The 16,947-nt window shown below is 69.7% G+C and carries 13 protein-coding genes and 1 pseudogene; 11 read left to right on the top strand and 3 right to left on the bottom strand.

Annotated elements, in window-relative coordinates:
* Positions 1-69: 69 nt before the first annotated feature.
* The 10 genes and pseudogenes from ETAA1_RS31185 to ETAA1_RS31140 all read left to right on the top strand — a co-directional run bounded on the left by ETAA1_RS31185 (position 70) and on the right by ETAA1_RS31140 (position 11,848).
* Positions 70-1,365 (top strand): hypothetical protein, encoded by a 1,296-nt coding sequence (locus ETAA1_RS31185; RefSeq protein WP_145244494.1) that lies wholly within the window; start codon positions 70-72, stop codon positions 1,363-1,365.
* A gap of 350 nt (positions 1,366-1,715) precedes the next feature.
* The gene (locus tag ETAA1_RS31180) at positions 1,716-3,677 is read left to right on the top strand and encodes a tetratricopeptide repeat protein (RefSeq protein WP_145244493.1); all 1,962 of its coding nucleotides are present in this window, start codon (positions 1,716-1,718) and stop codon (positions 3,675-3,677) included.
* A gap of 262 nt (positions 3,678-3,939) precedes the next feature.
* A pseudogene (locus ETAA1_RS31175) lies at positions 3,940-4,059 on the top strand (tyrosine-type recombinase/integrase); the annotation flags it as partial.
* Positions 4,060-4,315: 256 nt separating this feature from the next.
* Positions 4,316-5,425, top strand: coding sequence for a linear amide C-N hydrolase (locus ETAA1_RS31170; RefSeq protein ID WP_145244492.1), 1,110 nt, complete (start codon positions 4,316-4,318; stop codon positions 5,423-5,425).
* 173 nt (positions 5,426-5,598) lie between these two features.
* Entirely contained in the window at positions 5,599-5,928 is a 330-nt protein-coding gene (locus tag ETAA1_RS31165) for a hypothetical protein (protein ID WP_145244491.1), read from the top strand.
* 159 nt (positions 5,929-6,087) lie between these two features.
* Positions 6,088-6,654 (top strand): DUF4397 domain-containing protein, encoded by a 567-nt coding sequence (locus ETAA1_RS31160; protein ID WP_145244490.1) that lies wholly within the window; start codon positions 6,088-6,090, stop codon positions 6,652-6,654.
* A gap of 685 nt (positions 6,655-7,339) precedes the next feature.
* Complete coding sequence (locus ETAA1_RS31155) at positions 7,340-9,037, top strand: DUF1549 and DUF1553 domain-containing protein (protein ID WP_145244489.1); 1,698 nt, start codon at positions 7,340-7,342, stop codon at positions 9,035-9,037.
* Positions 9,038-9,148: 111 nt separating this feature from the next.
* On the top strand, positions 9,149-10,429 hold the full coding sequence (locus ETAA1_RS31150) for a DUF1501 domain-containing protein (RefSeq protein ID WP_238389333.1): 1,281 nt from the start codon (positions 9,149-9,151) through the stop codon (positions 10,427-10,429).
* 336 nt (positions 10,430-10,765) lie between these two features.
* Positions 10,766-11,329 carry a hypothetical protein gene (locus tag ETAA1_RS31145; protein ID WP_145244487.1) on the top strand — a complete coding sequence of 188 codons (564 nt, stop codon included), beginning with the start codon at positions 10,766-10,768 and terminating at the stop codon, positions 11,327-11,329.
* 168 nt (positions 11,330-11,497) lie between these two features.
* Positions 11,498-11,848 carry a hypothetical protein gene (locus tag ETAA1_RS31140; protein WP_202920545.1) on the top strand — a complete coding sequence of 117 codons (351 nt, stop codon included), beginning with the start codon at positions 11,498-11,500 and terminating at the stop codon, positions 11,846-11,848.
* On the opposite strand, the gene ETAA1_RS31135 is transcribed toward ETAA1_RS31140, so the two are convergent.
* From ETAA1_RS31135 to ETAA1_RS31125, 3 genes are all read right to left on the bottom strand, one after another.
* Positions 11,793-12,083, bottom strand: a complete 291-nt coding sequence (locus ETAA1_RS31135; protein WP_145244486.1) for a hypothetical protein — start codon at positions 12,081-12,083, stop codon at positions 11,793-11,795. The genes ETAA1_RS31140 and ETAA1_RS31135 overlap by 56 nt on opposite strands.
* Positions 12,084-12,203: 120 nt before the next feature.
* A complete protein-coding gene (locus ETAA1_RS31130) occupies positions 12,204-12,437 on the bottom strand; it encodes a hypothetical protein (RefSeq protein ID WP_145244485.1) in 234 nt (77 codons plus the stop codon).
* Positions 12,438-12,740: 303 nt separating this feature from the next.
* Positions 12,741-15,014 (bottom strand): OPT family oligopeptide transporter, encoded by a 2,274-nt coding sequence (locus tag ETAA1_RS31125; RefSeq protein ID WP_145244484.1) that lies wholly within the window; start codon positions 15,012-15,014, stop codon positions 12,741-12,743.
* Between the two features lie 269 nt (positions 15,015-15,283).
* On the opposite strand from ETAA1_RS31125, the gene ETAA1_RS31120 reads away from it, so the two are divergent.
* Positions 15,284-16,909, top strand: coding sequence for a DUF1559 family PulG-like putative transporter (locus tag ETAA1_RS31120; protein WP_145244483.1), 1,626 nt, complete (start codon positions 15,284-15,286; stop codon positions 16,907-16,909).
* Positions 16,910-16,947 lie beyond the last annotated feature (38 nt).

Genomic DNA, 16,947 nt, shown 5'->3' with positions numbered 1-16,947 from the left:
GGCCGCGACGAACGGATAGGTCGCAGCGGCGGTGGGCGGGGGTGCCGGATCGGAACAGTGAGGGAACCCATGAGCATTCGTCGGATCAAGGCGTGTCTGCTGACCGCCGCTTGTCTCGGCCTCGTCGGCCTCGCCGCCGGCGACGCCTCGGCCTTCGGCGGCCGCAGCAAGGCCAGCAGCGCCTGCTGCGACCCGTGCGCGGCCCCGGCCGCCCCGGTCGCCACGCAGAAGGTCAAGGTCACCGAATACGTCCCCACCTGGGTGGAGGAGACGGTGTCGGTGATGAAGCCCACCATGGTCACCGAGACGTACACCGCCCACAAGTGGGAGTGCGTGCCGGAGACGGTCACGAAGAACGTGACCAAGTACAAGAACGTCACCGAGACGACGATGGTCAACAAGACCGTCACCGAGCGCGTCCCGGTCACCAAGAACGTGACCGTGACGGAGCGGGTGCCGGTCACGAAGACCGTCACCGTGACGGAGCGGGTGCCGGTGACCAAGCAGGTCACGGTGATGGAGAACCGGACCAAGACGGTCCAGGTGACGGAGATGCAGACGAAGACGGTCACCCGGTGGGTGGACGTCCAGGAGGTGGTCGAGGACAAGGGCGGGCTCCTCGGCACCGGCATCGGCAGCCGCATCGGCGGCGGCCGCGGGAACAGCGGCGGCGGGCTCCTCGGCCGCCTCTGCCACAAGCCGGACGAGTGCGCCGACCCGTGCGCCCCGGCCGCCTGTGCCCCGGCCTGCGACCCGTGCCCGAAGACCAAGGTCGTGTGCAAGAAGCAGCGGGTCTGCGAGACCGTCTGCTGCCCGGTGACGGTGTGCAAGAAGGTGACGGAGTGCGTGCCGGTGTGCAAGACGGTGTGCACCTACGAGTGCCGCCAGGTCCAGAAGCAGGTCTGCACCTACGAGTGCGTGCAGGTCCAGAAGCCGTGCACCGTGTACGAGTGCGTCACGAAGTGCGTCCAGGTGCCCTGCACCGTGACCAAGTGCGTCCCGTACTGCGAGGCGGTCACCTGCACGGTGAACGTCAAGAAGTGCGTGGCGTACCAGGCCACCCGCCAGGTGTGCAAGAACGTGTGCGTGCAGGAGAAGGTCAAGGTCTGCAAGATGGTGCCGACCGTGGTCGAGCGTGAGGTGGCCTGCGCCCCCGCCGCCCCGGCCTGCCACACCGCCGCCTGCGGCCCGACCTGCGACGCCGGCTGCGGCGACCCCTGCAAGGCCAGCCTCCTGGACCGGCTGAAGAGCCGCCTGGGCAGCCTGAAGGGCAAGCTGTGCCACAAGAACGAGTGCGCTCCCGCCTGCGACACCGGGTGCGGCTCCGCCGCCGCCTCCGGGGCCGCCGCCGGCTGCTGCAACTAAGCCGTAGCAACAAACCAGGCCGGCCGGGGATCCGTTCCCCCGGCCGGACCCCCGCCCCGGGCCCCTCACCCGGGGCGGGTTCTTTTCTGCCGATGAAGGGGTGAAGGGGTGAGCGGGCGAAGGGGTGACAACCCCCGCCTCGCTCACCCCTTCACCCCTTCACCCCTTCACCCCTTCACCCCTTCACCCCTTCACCCCTTCACCCCTTCACCCCTTCACCCCTTCACCCCTTCACCCCTTCACCCCTTCACCCCTTCACCCCTTCACCCCTTCACCCCTTCACCCCTTCACCCCTTCACCCCCTTCACCACGCCGGCTGGTACAATGCGCCTCACCCCCGAGGCGTACCCATGTCGCGGCTCGTTCCCCTCGCGCTCGTTGTCGCCGTGGTCGTGGCTTCCGCCCCCGCGCCGGCCCAGCCGCTCGACGCCGAGCCGACCGCACCCGGCGTCTGGCGCGTCGTCGTCCTCACGGCGCCGCACCCGCTCCTCACGCCCGCGTTCCGCGACCGCCTCCGCCGCGACCTGATGGCCGCCCTCCCCGCCGCCGCCCACCCCGTCGCCACCGTCGAAGTGCCGGACCTGGCCGCCCTGCCGCGCGACCAGTGGGACCCGCTCTGGCTCCAGGCCGAATCCAAGGGGCTCGCCGCCCTCGACACCCCGCGCGACCTGAGCGGCGTCACCACCAGCGTGCTGCGGGTGGACGTCCGCGACGGCGCGTACCACCTGGAAGCCCGCCTGTACGACGGGTTCAGCGGCCTCGCCGCCCCGCCCGTGCGGCGGCAGAGCGTCCGCGCCCCGGAACTCGTCGGCCGCGCCGCCGGGCTCCTCGTCGGCCGCGACTTCGGCCCCGCCGGCACCGTCGAGCCGGTGGAGGGGAACGCCGACGTGGTGAAGGTCCGCATCCGCGCCGGCACCGCCGGCCCGCTCGACAAGCTGGTGCAGAAGGACGACGTGTTCGCCGTGTCGCGCGTCACGCAGTCGAGCCGCGCCGCCCCGACCCAGAAGCGCACCGCCACCGGCAAGCTCATCGACGTGGCCCCCGGCACCGTCGCCCCGCCGGCGCTGTCGGCCGTGCCGCGCGACCACACGTACCTCCGCGTCACCGGCGTGGCCAAGGACGGCGTCGCCACCTGCGCCGTGTTCAGCCCGTTCAAGACGCCCTTCCCCCCGGGCGCCGCCGGCTACCGCTGCCTCAAGCTCGCCACCGTGCGGTCGCCCGTGGCGGTGCGGCTCGTGAACCCGTCGGCGGACGCCAGCAAGGACCCGCCGTCGCGGGCGGCGACCGTCCGCGCCAGCGACCGCGGCTTCCTCCCCGGCCCCGTGGACCCGCGCGACTTCTTCAACCCCGTGGACGGCGTCTACAAGTCGGCCGGCGCGTTGAACGGCCTGGCGTGCGTGACCGTGGCGCTGGGCGCCACCCGCGAGGCGCGCTTCCCCGTCCCCGTGTTCGGCCCCGACCCAGTCGGCCTGCCGTTCGCCATCGACGCCAAGGACGAGGAGAAGGCCGCCTACGAGCGCGCCGTGCTCGCCGTCGCCGGCCGCGCCTCCGACGCCCGCCTCGCCCAGAACCTGGCGTTCGGCAACATCAGCGCCCTCATCAAGGGCGGCCGCAACGACGAGGCACTGACCCAGGCCCGCGGCGCGGTCGCCAGCGCCGAGGCGTCGGGGCTGGCCGTGCTCGACGAGGTGAAGGCGCTGCGCGGCCGGCCGAACCCGCCGGCCGGCGCCGAGGAGCTGCTGCTGGCCGTCGAGCGGCAGGTGGCCGGGCTGCGCGAGAGCAACACCCAGCTGAACCAGCGCGTCAAGGACCTGGAGGCGGTCATCGACATCGCCAAGCGGCAGGAGGCGCCGCGGCTGGTGCAGGCGCAGGCCGCGAACGTCCGCATCCGCGGGCTGCTGGAGGGCGGCGAGGTGGACGAGGCGCTGGCCACCTACGACCAGCTCCTCACGACCATCGGCGCCGACCCGGAGATCAAGGGCCGCCGCGACCGGCTCGCCGAGGAGTGGAAGCCGAAGTCGGACGAGCACGCCAAGGCCCGCGAGTACCTGACGGGCACGTGGCCGAAGGCGGCGACGGCGGCGGACCTGAAGGAGAGCCTGCCGCGCGTCCGCACCGCGGTGGACGTGCTGAAGGCGAACGGCGACAAGCACGCGCTGCGGCGGCTGGGTCGGCTGCTGGCGGGGGTGCCGGCGAAGGTGGAGGAGCTGGCCCGCGGGCTGGAGGGGAGCCCGCAGGAGCTGGCGGGTTTGCGCGAGACGGCCGGCGTGCTGGCGCGGCTGGACGAGGAGGTGGTGGCGTTCCTCCGCTGAGCCGACGTTCGCCCCGCGGGCATTGTGTGCCTCGACCCCCCCCGGGGGGTCGAGGTACGAATTGAGTCCATGCCACAAAAGAGTGTCGGAGCGACGTGCGGGTCGTAACCCGGTCGTGTCTCCGGGTGGTGGGGCCGGCGCCCCGCCGGCCGTTGGTTCCGGTAGCCGGTATGGCTGCCCCACCACCCCAAGGCACGACCGGCTTTCAGGACCGCGGGACGGCCTTTCCCGCCTCGTTGCCCGGCCGACTGGAGGCCAATCGGACATCCGAACGGTGCAGGAGCTGCTGGGGCACGAGCACGTGGAGACGACAATGATCTACACGCACGTGCGGGACCGGGGCGGGCGGGGGGTGACGAGCCCGGCGGACAAGCTCGGGTGAGGTGCGTGCGCAGGGTCCCGGTTACGGGATAGGCTGCGCAGGCCCGGTACGGTTCGGTAGCCGGAAGCGGTTGGCGGGAGTGAGGTTGCGCGACCGGATACCGGGCTAAACTGTTCGGGTGTCCACGATGGATAGTCTGCGCAGCAGCGCAGACTAACTATCTTGTTCGGCCGCGGAGGGCGGAACAGATGCGCGGGAGCCTTCTTTCTCGCCTATCATCAATCAGCGATTTTCCTTTCCAAATGGAGCACATCAGATGAAACGTCTTTCCAAGCCCCTCGGGTTTCTCGTCCTCGGGCTGACGTTCCTCGTTCTTGTGGGGCAACGACTCGAAGCCTGTACGGGGCTAACTCTTAAGGCCAAGGACGGGGCGGTGGTGTTCGGGCGAACGATGGAGTGGGGCACCTTCGACCTCCGCTCACGGGTGGTCATCATCCCAAGGGGGTTCGACCTTCAAAGCCCGACCCCCGACGGCAAAAAGGGGCTGGCGTGGAAAACGAAATACGGGGCCGTCGGGATCGACGCGGTCGAGAAGAATTACCTCGTCGACGGCATGAACGAGAAGGGCTTGTCCGTCAACCTGTTCTACCATGAAGGGTTCGCGGAATACCCGAAGTATGACCCGGCGAAGGCGGCAAAATCGTTGGACGTCCTCGCTGTCTGCCCCTTCCTGCTCACCACCTGTGCGACGACTGACGAGGCTCGCAAGGCTCTGGCGGACGTGACGGTCGTCGGCAGCGTGGTCAAGGAGATTGGCAGCGTCCCACCAGTGCACTTGATGATCACCGATAGCAGCGGGAAGGCGTTCGTCCTCGAATTCACCAAAGGTGTCACGACCATCCATGATACAAAGCTCGGCGTGATCACGAACGGCCCGAACTACAACTGGCACGTCGAGAACCTGCTGAACTACACCAACTTGGACACGCCGCTCCCAAAACGCAAAGTCGAAGACTTGAAGGGGTTGAAGTTCGGTGGCGGGAACCGGCTTTTTGGTCTGCCTGGTGACCTCTCGTCGCCCTCGCGTTTCCTCCGCGTGGCCTCCTATTCTGGCACCGCACGGGAGACGGACGACGGCAAGGAAACGATGTACGAGATCTTCCGCATCCTCGACAACTTCAACCTGTCGGTCGGGGCCTCGGCCGAAGGGTCGGGAGAATCGAATCAGAAGGGCATGCGCAGTTCGACGATTTGGACGACGGCTTACGACACCAAGAACCTGGTGATGCAATACCACACGATGCACAACCGCCGGGTGCGGCAGCTTGACCTCAAGAAGCTCGATTTCGACGCCAAAGAGATCGTCCGTCTCCCGCTGGATCGAGAAAAGTCGCAAGACATCGAAGACGTGACTCCGAAGAAGTAGCCCCGCGTGCGGTGGCGGTTGTCGAGGCATCCAGTGCCCCAGACGCCGAACCCGGCGCTGCACCGGACCCGGCCATCTGATCTGTTTCCCGTTGCTCCCCGGGTGTCCGTCCCACACACTGGTGTCGCGGCCGGGCCGGTGAGCTTCATCGTTCGGCAGCGGAGGGCTTTGGAGTGTGGCGGCCGTTCGACAATGGGGCGACGCTCGGCCAGCCTGGCTCCGAGGGTGGCGTCATCGTCCGCGACGAGGAGCACGATGCCGGGGCGCGGGCCACCCTGGAGCGGGACTGCGGGTCGGCTCCTTGGACCGTGACGTGCGGGGTCTACGGGTGGTTCTTCCACACGCGGTTCTTGGGGTCGGAGACGGAGGCCGAGTTCCCGGCCATGCTCGACAGACTGGCCGCGATCCTTGACATCGTCCCGATGGTCAGTGATCCAGCCTGCGACGCCAAGATGCGTGTGGTTGGCGAGGCCATCAGCGAGTTCGTGGCTCGCTTCCCGTGAGCAAGGCACGCCGAACCAGGCGCCGCGGCAGGCCGGGGCCGCCACATTGGTTTCTGGGACTTCGCAGCCCACTCGGGCGGCCGCCGCTGCTGAGCTGGGTCGTTCGGCCGCAGATTCCAGGCTACGGGATCGGATAACCCTCGTTTCGAGGAGCTCGCCATGCGAATCTGCGGTCCCGCCTTCACGGTGCTGCTGCTCGTAGTCGCCTCGGTCCAAACCCCACTCGCCGGCCAAGACAAGAACAAGCCCGCCGGGGGGCCGAAGGAAGAAACGCTCGAGGCGTACGACAGCAAGACCAAGGGCGCGGTCTCGGTCAGAGTGGACCAGAAGGATCCCACGGGTTCGTTCGATGTCCTCCAGGACGGCAAGCGGGTGTTCAAGGGCGAAGCCCCGAAGCTGCTCAACGGCACCCTCGAGTTGCCTCCCGGAACGTACGTGGTGGATGTCAACAAGACGCAGCGCAGGATTACCATCGAAGCCGGCAAGAAGACAATCCTCTGGACGGGCGAACTTGTGGTCGAGGGCAAACCGGAAACCATGGCATGGTACGCCATGAAGGAGAAGGTGAAACTCACGAGTACCGGCGTCGAACCGCTCCTCAATACGGCGATTCCCCTGTTCCCCGGAACCTACACGGTGTTCGTGGATACCAGCCTCACCGGGAAGGATAAGAGCCTTGGTGAGGCCGAGGTCAAGGCGGGACGGCGAACGGTGCTGAAGCACTAACCGGCGTCGCCGGGCCGCGTATTCGGTGATCGCTTACCGGCATGCGTTCGCGCACCCGAACGCGACAGGCCGCCGAGCGCTGCCACAGTCGCTGCAGCAGCCGGCGGGGGCGTTCGTTGATCTCAGGCTATAACTCTCCGGTGCCCCGCCGCTGCTGAGCGGGGTCGTTCGGCCGCGGCGGGCTTGCGGAAACACCTTCGGGTCGATCTCGTGGGACCGTTCGAGAGGGGGTAGTGCTGTGCGTCTTCTCCGGTTCATGTTGCTCGCCCTCGGAGCGACCGGCCTCCTGATTTCTTTGCCCCTCCTGGGGTTTGCGGCTCTCGGGTACCTCGGAATCCTCGCCGACGTGGGCCCCGACGAGAATCGCGCGATCGGCATTCACGCGCTCTCGCTGGGCCTACCCGCCGTGATCTGCGGGGTGGTGTTGTGTGTGCTCGGTCTCCGGACGGTTGCCTGGAATCGCCGGCGCACCGACGCCGCCCCAGGAACCTCGCTCGAGTAGCCGCGCCGTCCGCACCACCTGACCGAGCCGTCACCGGCCCACGGCGCGTACCTCCGACGCCCTTTTTCGCCCGCCGGCCCGGGGGAAAATCGCCGCCGGGCGCGGAACCCCACCCCCCGGCGGCGGGTTGAATACCCTAACCACCCCGCCGCCCGCCCCGTGGGTCGCCGCAAGGGTTTGCCAATGAAGCCGTTCCGCCTCCTCGCCGCGTTCGCCGTCACGCTCGGCGTCACCATCTGCCTCGGCGACCTGACCACCGCCCAGGACGCCCCCACGAAGGCGGACAAGAAGGCGAAGAACAAGAACAAGAACAAGCTCGACCCCGCCGCCCAGGCGCCGCTCCGCCCCGCGGTGCCCGTGAAGCCGATCGTGCTGCCGAGCGGCCCCAAGGACGCCGCCGCCCTCGCCCGCATCATCGACGCCGAGGTCGACAAGGCGCTCGCCGCCGCCAAGGTCGCCACGTCGCCCGCCGCCACCGACGAGGAGTTCGTCCGCCGCGTCTACCTCGACGTGACCGGCGTCATCCCCACCGGCGAGCAGGCCAGGGCCTTCCTCGACAGCAAGGCCGAGGACCGCCGCGAGAAGCTGATCGACGACCTGCTCGCCAGCCCCAACTTCGGCAAGCGGCTCGCCGACGTGTGGTTCCCCAAGCTGTTCCCCCGCGACTCCAACAACCGCTTCGTCCTCCGCGACCCGCTGGTGAAGTGGCTCACCGACAAGTTCAACGCCAACACGCCGTGGAACGTGTTCGTGTTCGAGCTGGTCACCGCCACCGGCACCGTGGAGGAGAACCCGGCCGTCACCTACTACCTGGCCAACCGCTCGGTGGACAAGCTGACCGACGGCATCACGCAGCACTTCCTCGGCATCCAGCTGCAGTGCGCCCAGTGCCACAACCACCCGTTCACCGACTGGAAGCAGACCGAGTACTGGGGCATGGCCGAGTTCTTCGCGCGGGTGCGGCCGGACAACCCGAAGAACGCCAACAAGGGCGGCGACAACACCAAGGTCGGCGTGCAGGAAACCGCCGCCCGCACCAAGGTGAAGGACTTCTTCCCCGAGTCGGCCAAGCAGGTGGCGCCGAAGTTCCTGGGCGGCGCCGAGGTGAAGATCGCCGCCACCGAGCCCGCCCGCCCGATCCTGGCCCGCTGGATGACCGCCCCGGACAACCCGTTCTTCGCCAAGGCGATGGTCAACCGCACGTGGGCGGCGCTGTTCGGCAGCGGGTTCGTGAACCCGATCGACGACATGCACGACGACAACCCGGCCTCGCACCCGGCGCTGCTGGACGCGATGGCCCGCGACTTCGGCCGCAACGGGTTCGACGTGAAGTTCCTGTACAAGAGCATCCTGCTGAGCAAGGCCTACGGCCGCACCAGCAAGCCGGCCGCGGGCAACGACAAGGACGAGGCGCTGTTCAGCCACCAGGCGGTGAAGGTGATGAGCCCCGAGCAGCTGTTCGACAGCCTGGCCCAGGCCACCGGCCTGAGCCAGCAGGTCGCCGCCCGGCAGGCCAAGAACCCGATGGCGAAGGGGCAGCCGAGCGGCCCGCGCGACCAGTTCGTGAACTTCTTCCTCGCCGGGGCCGACGCCTTCACCCCGACCGAGTACGAGGCCGGCATCCCGCAGGCGCTGCGGCTCATGAACTCGCGCCAGCTGGCCGGCAACCCGCAGGCCGTGCGCCTCTACCAGACGAACGCGAAGGACGAGCCGCGGGCCGTGCTGGAGAAGATGTTCCTGGCGACGCTGGCCCGCCGCCCCACGCCCGCCGAGGTGACGCGCCTGACGAACTACGTGCAGGGCGCCGGCACCCAGGCCGAGGGCTACGGCGACGTGCTGTGGGCGATCCTGAACAGCAGTGAATTCACGATGATCCGCTAGGCGAACCGGCGGCGTCAGCCGTCGGGTGGTATCGCCTCCGACTCGAACACCTGCCGGCTGACGCCGGCCGTTCGCCAAGACCCGAACCAACCCCCAACCCTGGGTTCCGCCATGCTGCCGCAATCCACCCGCCGCCAGTTCGCCCAGTGCGCCGCCCTCGGCGTCGGCGGCGTCGGCCTGTCCGGCTGGCTCGACGTGCTCGCCGCCCGCGCGCAGGCGCAGCCGGCCGCCGCCGCGGCCCCGCGCCGCGCCCGGTCCGTCGTGCTGCTGTGGATGGACGGCGGCCCCAGCCACAAGGACACCTTCGACCTGAAGCCGGAGAGCCGCGGCGCCGGCGAGTTCAAGCCGGTGGCCACGAGCGCCGCCGGCGTGCAGATCAGCGAGCACCTGCCGAAGCTCGCCCGGCACATGCACGAGGGCGTGCTGGTCCGCGGCATGAGCACGCCGGAGGGGGCGCACCCGCGGGCGAAGTACAACCTGCACACCGGCTACCGCGAGGGGCAGGGCGGGCTGGTGTACCCGAGCCTCGGCGCCATCGCCGCCGCCGAGCTCGGCCGGCCCGAGTCGCCGGTGCCGGCGTTCGTGTCGATCGGCGGCCGCAGCTACGGCTCCGGCTTCCTCGGCCCGCGGTACCAGCCGCTGATGGTGCAGGACGCCGCCCGCGGCGTCGAAGACCTGCGGGCGAGCGTGGGCGAGTCGCAGTTCGGCCGGCGGATGGGCCTGCTGGACGAGATGGAGCGCGCCTTCCACGGCGAGTACCGCGCCCCGCTCGTGACCGACCACCAGACGACGTACCAGCGCGCCGTGCGGCTGATGCAGGCCCGCGAGGGGCAGGCGTTCGACCTGTCGAAGGAGCCGGCCGCGGGCAAGGCGAAGTACGGCACCGGCAAGTTCGCCGAGGGCGTGCTGATGGCCCGCCGGCTGGTCGAGGTCGGGGTGCCGTTCGTGGAGGTGACGCTCGGCGGCTGGGACACGCACAACGACGTGTTCAACCGGGTGAAGAACCTGTCGGCGCAGGTGGACAACGCCACGTCGGCGCTGCTGGACGACCTCCGCGAGCGCGGCCTGCTGGACAGCACGCTGGTGATCTGGATGGGCGAGTTCGGGCGGACGCCGAACATCAACACCCGCGGGCCGGTGCCGGGCCGCGACCACTACCCGCGGGCGTGGAGCCTGGCGATGTGGGGCGGCGGCCTCCGCGGCGGCCGGGTGGTGGGCCGCACCGACCGCGAGGGCGCGACGGTGGAGGACGGCAAGGTGGGCACGGCCGACTTCCTGGCGACGGTGTGCGAGCTGACGGGGATCGACCACACGAAGAAGAACGAGACGCCGACCGGCCGGCCGGTGCAGATCGTGGACAAGCCGAAGCCGTTCACGAGCCTCGTGGTGTGAGGCGCGGGCGGATCACACAACGCCCGGGGGCACCGCCCCCGGGCGTTTTCGTTTCGCGGGTCGGCCACACGGCGGCGGGCGCGTCCGGACGTGTGGCCGGCGACGGGGCGGAGTCGGTGGACCGGTTTGGGGAATCGGCTGAACGGGCGGGTGTTACGTGGCGCGGTCGTGTGGCGCGGCCGGGAACCGAAGTCGTGTCCGGGAAAGCTCTTGCACGAGCCGCGCGTGGCCGGTAGCGTGGCGCGTTAGTCTGACACGGCCGGTCACGGATAACGCGCAACGTCGATCAGGCAAAATACTGGTTCGGCCGCAGAAAGTTGCTCACGGAGCGAGTTGATGGAAGCATTGAAGGGTGTCTTGGCAGTAATCGGCACGCTCATCGGAATACTGTCGGGGCTGCTCACCCTCTACGCCAAATACCTCGACCTGAAGGCGCGGGCCGCACGGGAGGAGGCGGAGTCCCCATCAGCCGCTGAGCCACGACGCGGTCGGCCGGGCGAGTTCGATAAACCGCCCCCCGCTCAGCCTGTCCCGACTCCGGCGGCCGTCCTCCATGCTCGACGACTGGTCAAAGCGCCAGCCATCGCGATCATCGTTGCGGGAACTCTCGGGCTGGTGGGTAATCTGCTGCTCGCGGCAATGGCTGCGGCCGATAAGAGCACCCTCGACGGTAGCCGGCCCATCGGGTTCGTGCTGACGTGCCTGAGCCTTTCGGTCGGTAGTGCCGCAGCGGTGTGGGCGGGGTCGAATATGCTTCGCGCCCGCAACTATTGGCTCTCGGTCGCCGGTGCCATAGCCGTCATGCCGGGATCCTGTCTGTGTGTCGTCACTGGCGTGCCGATCGGAATCTGGTCGTTATCCGTCCTCCTCAAGCCGGAAGTGAAGGGGGCGTTCACGTGATCGCTGCAGTAAGGGTCGGCCGATTCGCCGAACCCAACGCTGCACCTGACGCCGGCCGCCTATAGGTTTTCGTGACCCGTAGCTCACTCGGCGGCCGGCGCAGGTGAGCTTGTTGTTAGGCCCGGGAGGGCGCTTCACGACTGCCAACCCTCACGAGGAAGGAGCCCCATGGCCAAATACCTGATCTCCTTCCCCAGCGCGGCGATGGTCGTGCCCGACGGCGAGTGGGACGCGGTGGTCCGCGATTCGCACGCCGTCATCGACGAGGCGAAGGCCGCCGGCGTCTACGTGTTCGGCGGCGGCATCGACGAGGGCGTGCCGCCCGCGCTCGTCTCGGCCGACGGGGCCGTCGCCGCGGGCGGCTACCCGTGGGCACCCCCGCTGACCGGCGGCCTCGCGGTGCTCGAATTGCCCTCGCGCGCGGGGGCCGTCTGCTGCAGCGTGGGGTTCGGCGGCCTCCGCGCTAGTCGGCGGAGGGGAACATCAAGAGCACGGCGACCGAGAGCACTGGCAGGCTAGCGAGCACCGCAAGCCCGGCAACACTGATCGCCGCCGTCGTCCGCCCCCGCCGATCCAGGGCGACGGTCGCCACCAGCCCGTAAACCGCGGCTGCACCGCTGGTCACCAGGGCCGCGACGCGGGGAGCGAACATGATTGGCTCTGGCAACTCCATCACGCCGCAGCACACGACGGCGCCGAACGCGATCACCGCGGCGAGGGACAGCACGTACGAGTTACGGTCCCACTGCCACACCGGGCATACTCCGAGGCCGAACGACACAGCTCAGCAGCCGGGGCCGCTCAGCGACAATGACTCACGAGAAGCGAACATGCGGCCCCGGTCTGCTGCAGCGCCTGGTTCGGCGTGCCTTTGTCAGTCGAAGCGCTCGCCTTGCAAGTATAGCCGCTCGACCTCCTGCCACGCCCGCACGGCCCGCTGCCGGGGGGCCTTGAAGTGCCGCCCCATGCGGGCCATCGGCTGCTTGCACTCCGGACAGGGGAACGGCCGCTCGGGCACGTTGCTGTCCCAGTTCGATGACCCGGCCTGCTTGAACGTCTTGCGGCACCCGAAGCAGGCGAAGTGGACGCGGTTGGTCGCGGTCGGCACCCCCGGCCCTTGTCGCTTGCCCGCCATCGCGCGCCCTCTGCCTCCGCCGCCGAACAAGTGATTAGCGCGCTTCCATGCGCCGACAGATGCTGCGCCTTGGCGTCCCCCAAGTTGGCAGAAACCCTGGGAAAACGCGCAGGTTGGCGCCGCGAGGGCGCATCCTAACACGCTAAACACCAGTATGCGCCGACTCGCACGGGGGCGCCGCCGTCGAACTCGTCATTCGACAGCAGCACGGTCGCGCCGCCGCTCGCAGCCTACCGCGGCCCCGGGCTCGTCGCAACGGGCCGCGCGGCGAACCCCTTACCCCCGCGGCCGCCGCGCCCCGACGGCCACCAGCACCGCCACCAGCAGGCCGAACGCCGTCAGCACCGGCAGGTTGCTCTCGGCCCACGGCGTGCCGCCGACCGACACGCCCTCCACGAGGTGTTCGAGGTTCAGCGCCTTCAGCACGTTCGGGGCGAACTCCAGGAACGCCGCCACCAGCGCGGCGATCGACCCGCCCGCGATGTAGCCCGAACTCAGCAGCACGCCGGGGCTCGTGTCGCCCTCGTCCGGCGCCTTCCGCAGCGTGTCCACCAGCCAGCGCACCAGGCCGCCGATGAAGATCGGCGTCGAGGCCGACAGCGGCAGGTACACGCCCACCGCGAACGGCAGCGCCGGCACCCCCGCCAGCTCCAGCGTCACCGCGATCAGCACGCCGATCAGCACCAGCTCCCACGGCAGCTTCTGGTCCAGGATGCCGTTGATGATCAGCGACATCAGCCGCGTCTTCGGGGCGTCGAACTTGTTCACCTTGTTGCCGTTGTCCTGCTCCTCCAGGGTGCCGTTCACGGCCGGGTCCACGCGGTACGCGATCACGCCGTCGGCGTTCACGAGGTAGCGGCCGGCCGGCGCCGGCGCCCCGGTCTCGCTCTCGCCGACGTTCAGCACCTTGTACACGGTCGAATCCTCGGCCGCGTACTGGCCGCTGCGCACCGTGTCGGTCACCGTCAGCGCGGCCACGTCGATGCGCGTCGTGGGCAAGTCCTTCTTCGTGTACACCGTGCCGGCCTGGTTCAGCCACAGCAGCGTGACGCCGACCACCAGCGCCGACGTGAGCGAGCCGATGAGGATGGCGTACTGCTGGCTCCGCGGCGTCGCGCCGACCAGGTAGCCGGTCTTCAGCGCCTGCGACGTGGTGCCGCCGTTCGACGACGCGATGCACACCACCGCCGCCACCGTCAGCGCCGCCAGCTTCGTCTCCTTGCCGAGCGGAATGACGCCGGCCTCGCCGAGGATCAGCAGCAGCAGGCACGTCAGCAGCAGCGTCGCCACCGTCATGCCGCTGATGGGGTTGGACGACGAGCCGATCTCGCCCGTGAGCCGGCTCGACACGGTGACGAACAGGAAGCCGAACACCAGGATCATGATCGCGCCGAGGAACCCGGCCGGGGTGAAGCCGAGGCCGACGGCGGGGGCCAGCGCCAGCGCCATCACCATGCCGATGCTGCCGAACAGCACCACCGTCATCGACAGGTCGCGCTCGGTCCGCGGCACGGCGACGGCGGTGCCGCCGCGGGCCGCGGCGCGCTCGGCCTTCAGGTCGCGGAAGCCGGCGGCGACGGACCCCACGATCACCGGCATGGCCTTCAACATGCTGATGATGCCGCCCGCGGCGACGGCCCCGGCGCCGATGTACAGGATGTAGTTGTCGCGGATGTCCTTCGGGCTCATGTGCTTGATGAGCCCCTTGTCCACGCCCGTCTTCTCGTCCACCTTGCTCACGGCCGGCGCCACCGGCTTGTCGACGCCCTCGCCGAAGTAGGCGATGGCCGGCACGAGCGCCAGGTACGCGAGCACGCCGCCGCCGACCATGATGCCGCCGATCCGCGGCCCGATGATGTAGCCGACGCCCAGCAGCGGCGCGCTCAACTCGGCGGCCAGCACGCCGGCCTTCAGGCCCACGGTCTTCCCCGCGGCGGTGGTGGTGTACAGCGCCTTCGCGGCGACCTCCTTCCACAGGTGGCCGACGAGCATCAGGAACTGGTACGCGAAGCCGATCCCGAAGCCGAGGAACACCATGCGGGCCGTGGCGCCGCCCTTCTCGCCGGCGATCAGCACGTCGGCGCAGGCGGTCCCTTCGGGGTACGCCAGCGTGCCGTGCTGCTTCACGACGAAGGCGCGGCGCAGCGGGATCATCATGAGGATGCCGAGCAGCCCGCCGAGGACGCCGACGGTCATCACGCGGACCACGTCGATGTCGAACCCGAGGAGGAGCAGCGCCGGCATGGTGAGGCCGACGCCGAACGCGATGCTCTCGCCGGCGCTGCCGGCGGTCTGGACGACGTTGTTCTCCAGGATGGTGGCGCGGCGGAGGCCGAACGCCTTGGAGAAGCCGCGGAACAGGGTGATGGCCATGACCGCGACGGGGATCGACGCGGAGACGGTGAGGCCGACCTTCAGCACGAGGTACAGCGACGACGCGCCGAAGACGATGCCGAGGAGCGACCCGACGGCGACCGGCGCCCAGGTGAGCTCCGGGGGCGATTGGTCGGGCGGCACGAACGGCTGGTGCGGGGCGGGGGCGCTCGACATGGGTGCGCTCGGGTTGCGGCGGGGAGGGTGTGGCAGAGAGTACGCGGCGCGCGGCGGCGCGGCGAGCGCCACACGGGGACCGCCGTCGGACGGAAGAATTGGACAGGATAACAGGATGAACGGGATACCGAGCCGAAGACACGGCCTTGGTTCGGTATCCCGTTCATCCTGTTATCCTGTCTAAACTCCGGTTCCGCGTTCCCGTTGCACCTCCGCGCGCACCGGGTACACTGGCACGCAGACCCGCACCCCCGCACCCGGAGCCCCCGGTGTCCATCAACCGCACCACCTGCCCCAGTTGCGGGGCGGGGCTGAAGTCGGCCGCCGGCTTCAACCCCGGTCAGGCCCTCCGCTGCCCCAAGTGCTCGACCCCGTTCACCGTCCCCGCCTTCGAGGTCGAGGAGGACGACGCCGACGCCCCGCCGCCGCCGAAGAAGAAGGGCCCGCCGGCCCGCGCCGCCCGCGACGACGACGACGACCGGCCCCGCCGCCGCCGGCCGCGCGACGACGACGACGACGCGGACGACGACGACCGGCCGCGGAAGAAGAAAAAGACGAAGTACCAGGAGTACAAGACGTCGCCGGTGCGGTTCGCCGTCCTCGGAGTGCTGCTGGTCGTGCTCGGGGTGCTGGCGTTCCTGCTGTACCAGAAGAAGATGAAGGAGAAGGAGGACAACGCCGAGGGGCCGGAGCCGGCCGCGCCGGTGGCGGCTGGGCCGGGCGGCAACCTCGGCCCCCCGCCGAACGCCCCGCCGCGCGCCAACCCGCGGGCCATCGACCCGCAGGCGGGTGTGACGCCGGCGGCCACCTGGACGCCGTACGAGGCCGACGGGTTCCGCGTCCAGTTCCCGGGACCGGCGAGCGAAAACCAAAACTTCTCCAAGGTCATGGAGAACATGATGCTCAAGGGAGGCGCGCGGTTCCTCCCCGGCCCCGACGAGTCGTTCTCGGTTGTGTACTTCACGACGCCGCCGAAATGGCCGGCCGACGAGCGGGCGGCGACGTTGAAGTTTCTGTCGGACGCGATCCTGCCGGGGCAGGTCACGGAGCGGCGCAAGGTGACGATGGCCGGGAAGGAGTGGGACGAGATCTCGATGACCGGCCGCGTCAGCCTTGAGCGCGCGACGAGGCGGACGCTCGACACCGGCGACCGGATCATCATCCTTCACGCGACGTACCTGAAGGGCCGCGAGACCGCCGACCGCTTCCTGAACTCGTTCGAGTTCGTGGGGCCGACCCGCCCCGGCCCCAAGGGCGACGGGGGGCCGAAGGGCGACAAGGCGGCCGCCGCCGCCGAGCGCGGCATGAACGGCCTGAAGCAGGTGATGCTGGCGATGCACAACCACCACGACGTGACCACCGCGTTCCCGCCGGCGGCGGTCACCGCCCGGGACGGCAAGGCGCTGCTCAGCTGGCGGGTGAAGCTCCTCCCGTACCTGGAGGAGGACGAGCTGTACAAGCAGTTCAAGCTCAACGAGCCGTGGGACAGCCCGACGAACCGGCCGCTGGTGGCGAAGATGCCGGCCGTCTTCCAGGGGACGCTCCCCGCCAACGACGGCAAGACGGCGTTCAAGGTGTTCGTCGGCGGCGGGGCGCTCTTCGACCTGCGGCAGGGGCGGCAGATTCGGAACGTCACGGACGGCACGTCCAACACGCTCGCCGTCGTGGAGTCCGGGCCGCCGGTCGAGTGGACCAGGCCCGAGGACATCCCGTTCGACGGGAAGACGGCCCCGCGGCTGGTGTCGCCGACCGGCGGGGACATCATCCTGGCGGCGACGGCCGACGGGGCGGTCGGCCGGCTCAGCCTCGTGCGGAACCCGGCGGACGTGATCGTCAAGGGGATCACCGCGGCCGGCGGCGAGGTGGTCCAGTTCCAGTTCGAGCGGAATCGGTAGCCCGCGGCGTTCGCCCGTGCCCGCCGGGTTGCCCCGGC

Source organism: Urbifossiella limnaea, assembly GCF_007747215.1.
GTDB lineage: Bacteria > Planctomycetota > Planctomycetia > Gemmatales > Gemmataceae > Urbifossiella > Urbifossiella limnaea.
Note: the sequence above shows the minus strand (reverse complement) of the source record. Positions and strands in the feature narration are given on the sequence as shown.

Excerpts from the sequence above, each read along its gene's own strand:
- ETAA1_RS31185 (WP_145244494.1), top strand. The coding sequence starts at position 70 with ATGAGCATTCGTCGGATCAAGGCGTGTCTGCTGACCGCCGCTTGTCTC.
- ETAA1_RS31180 (WP_145244493.1), top strand. The coding sequence starts at position 1,716 with ATGTCGCGGCTCGTTCCCCTCGCGCTCGTTGTCGCCGTGGTCGTGGCT.
- ETAA1_RS31150 (WP_238389333.1), top strand. The coding sequence starts at position 9,149 with ATGCTGCCGCAATCCACCCGCCGCCAGTTCGCCCAGTGCGCCGCCCTC.
- ETAA1_RS31145 (WP_145244487.1), top strand. The coding sequence starts at position 10,766 with ATGGAAGCATTGAAGGGTGTCTTGGCAGTAATCGGCACGCTCATCGGA.
- ETAA1_RS31125 (WP_145244484.1), bottom strand. The coding sequence starts at position 15,014 with ATGTCGAGCGCCCCCGCCCCGCACCAGCCGTTCGTGCCGCCCGACCAA.
- ETAA1_RS31155 (WP_145244489.1), top strand. The coding sequence starts at position 7,340 with ATGAAGCCGTTCCGCCTCCTCGCCGCGTTCGCCGTCACGCTCGGCGTC.
- ETAA1_RS31170 (WP_145244492.1), top strand. The coding sequence starts at position 4,316 with ATGAAACGTCTTTCCAAGCCCCTCGGGTTTCTCGTCCTCGGGCTGACG.
- ETAA1_RS31160 (WP_145244490.1), top strand. The coding sequence starts at position 6,088 with ATGCGAATCTGCGGTCCCGCCTTCACGGTGCTGCTGCTCGTAGTCGCC.
- ETAA1_RS31140 (WP_202920545.1), top strand. The coding sequence starts at position 11,498 with ATGGCCAAATACCTGATCTCCTTCCCCAGCGCGGCGATGGTCGTGCCC.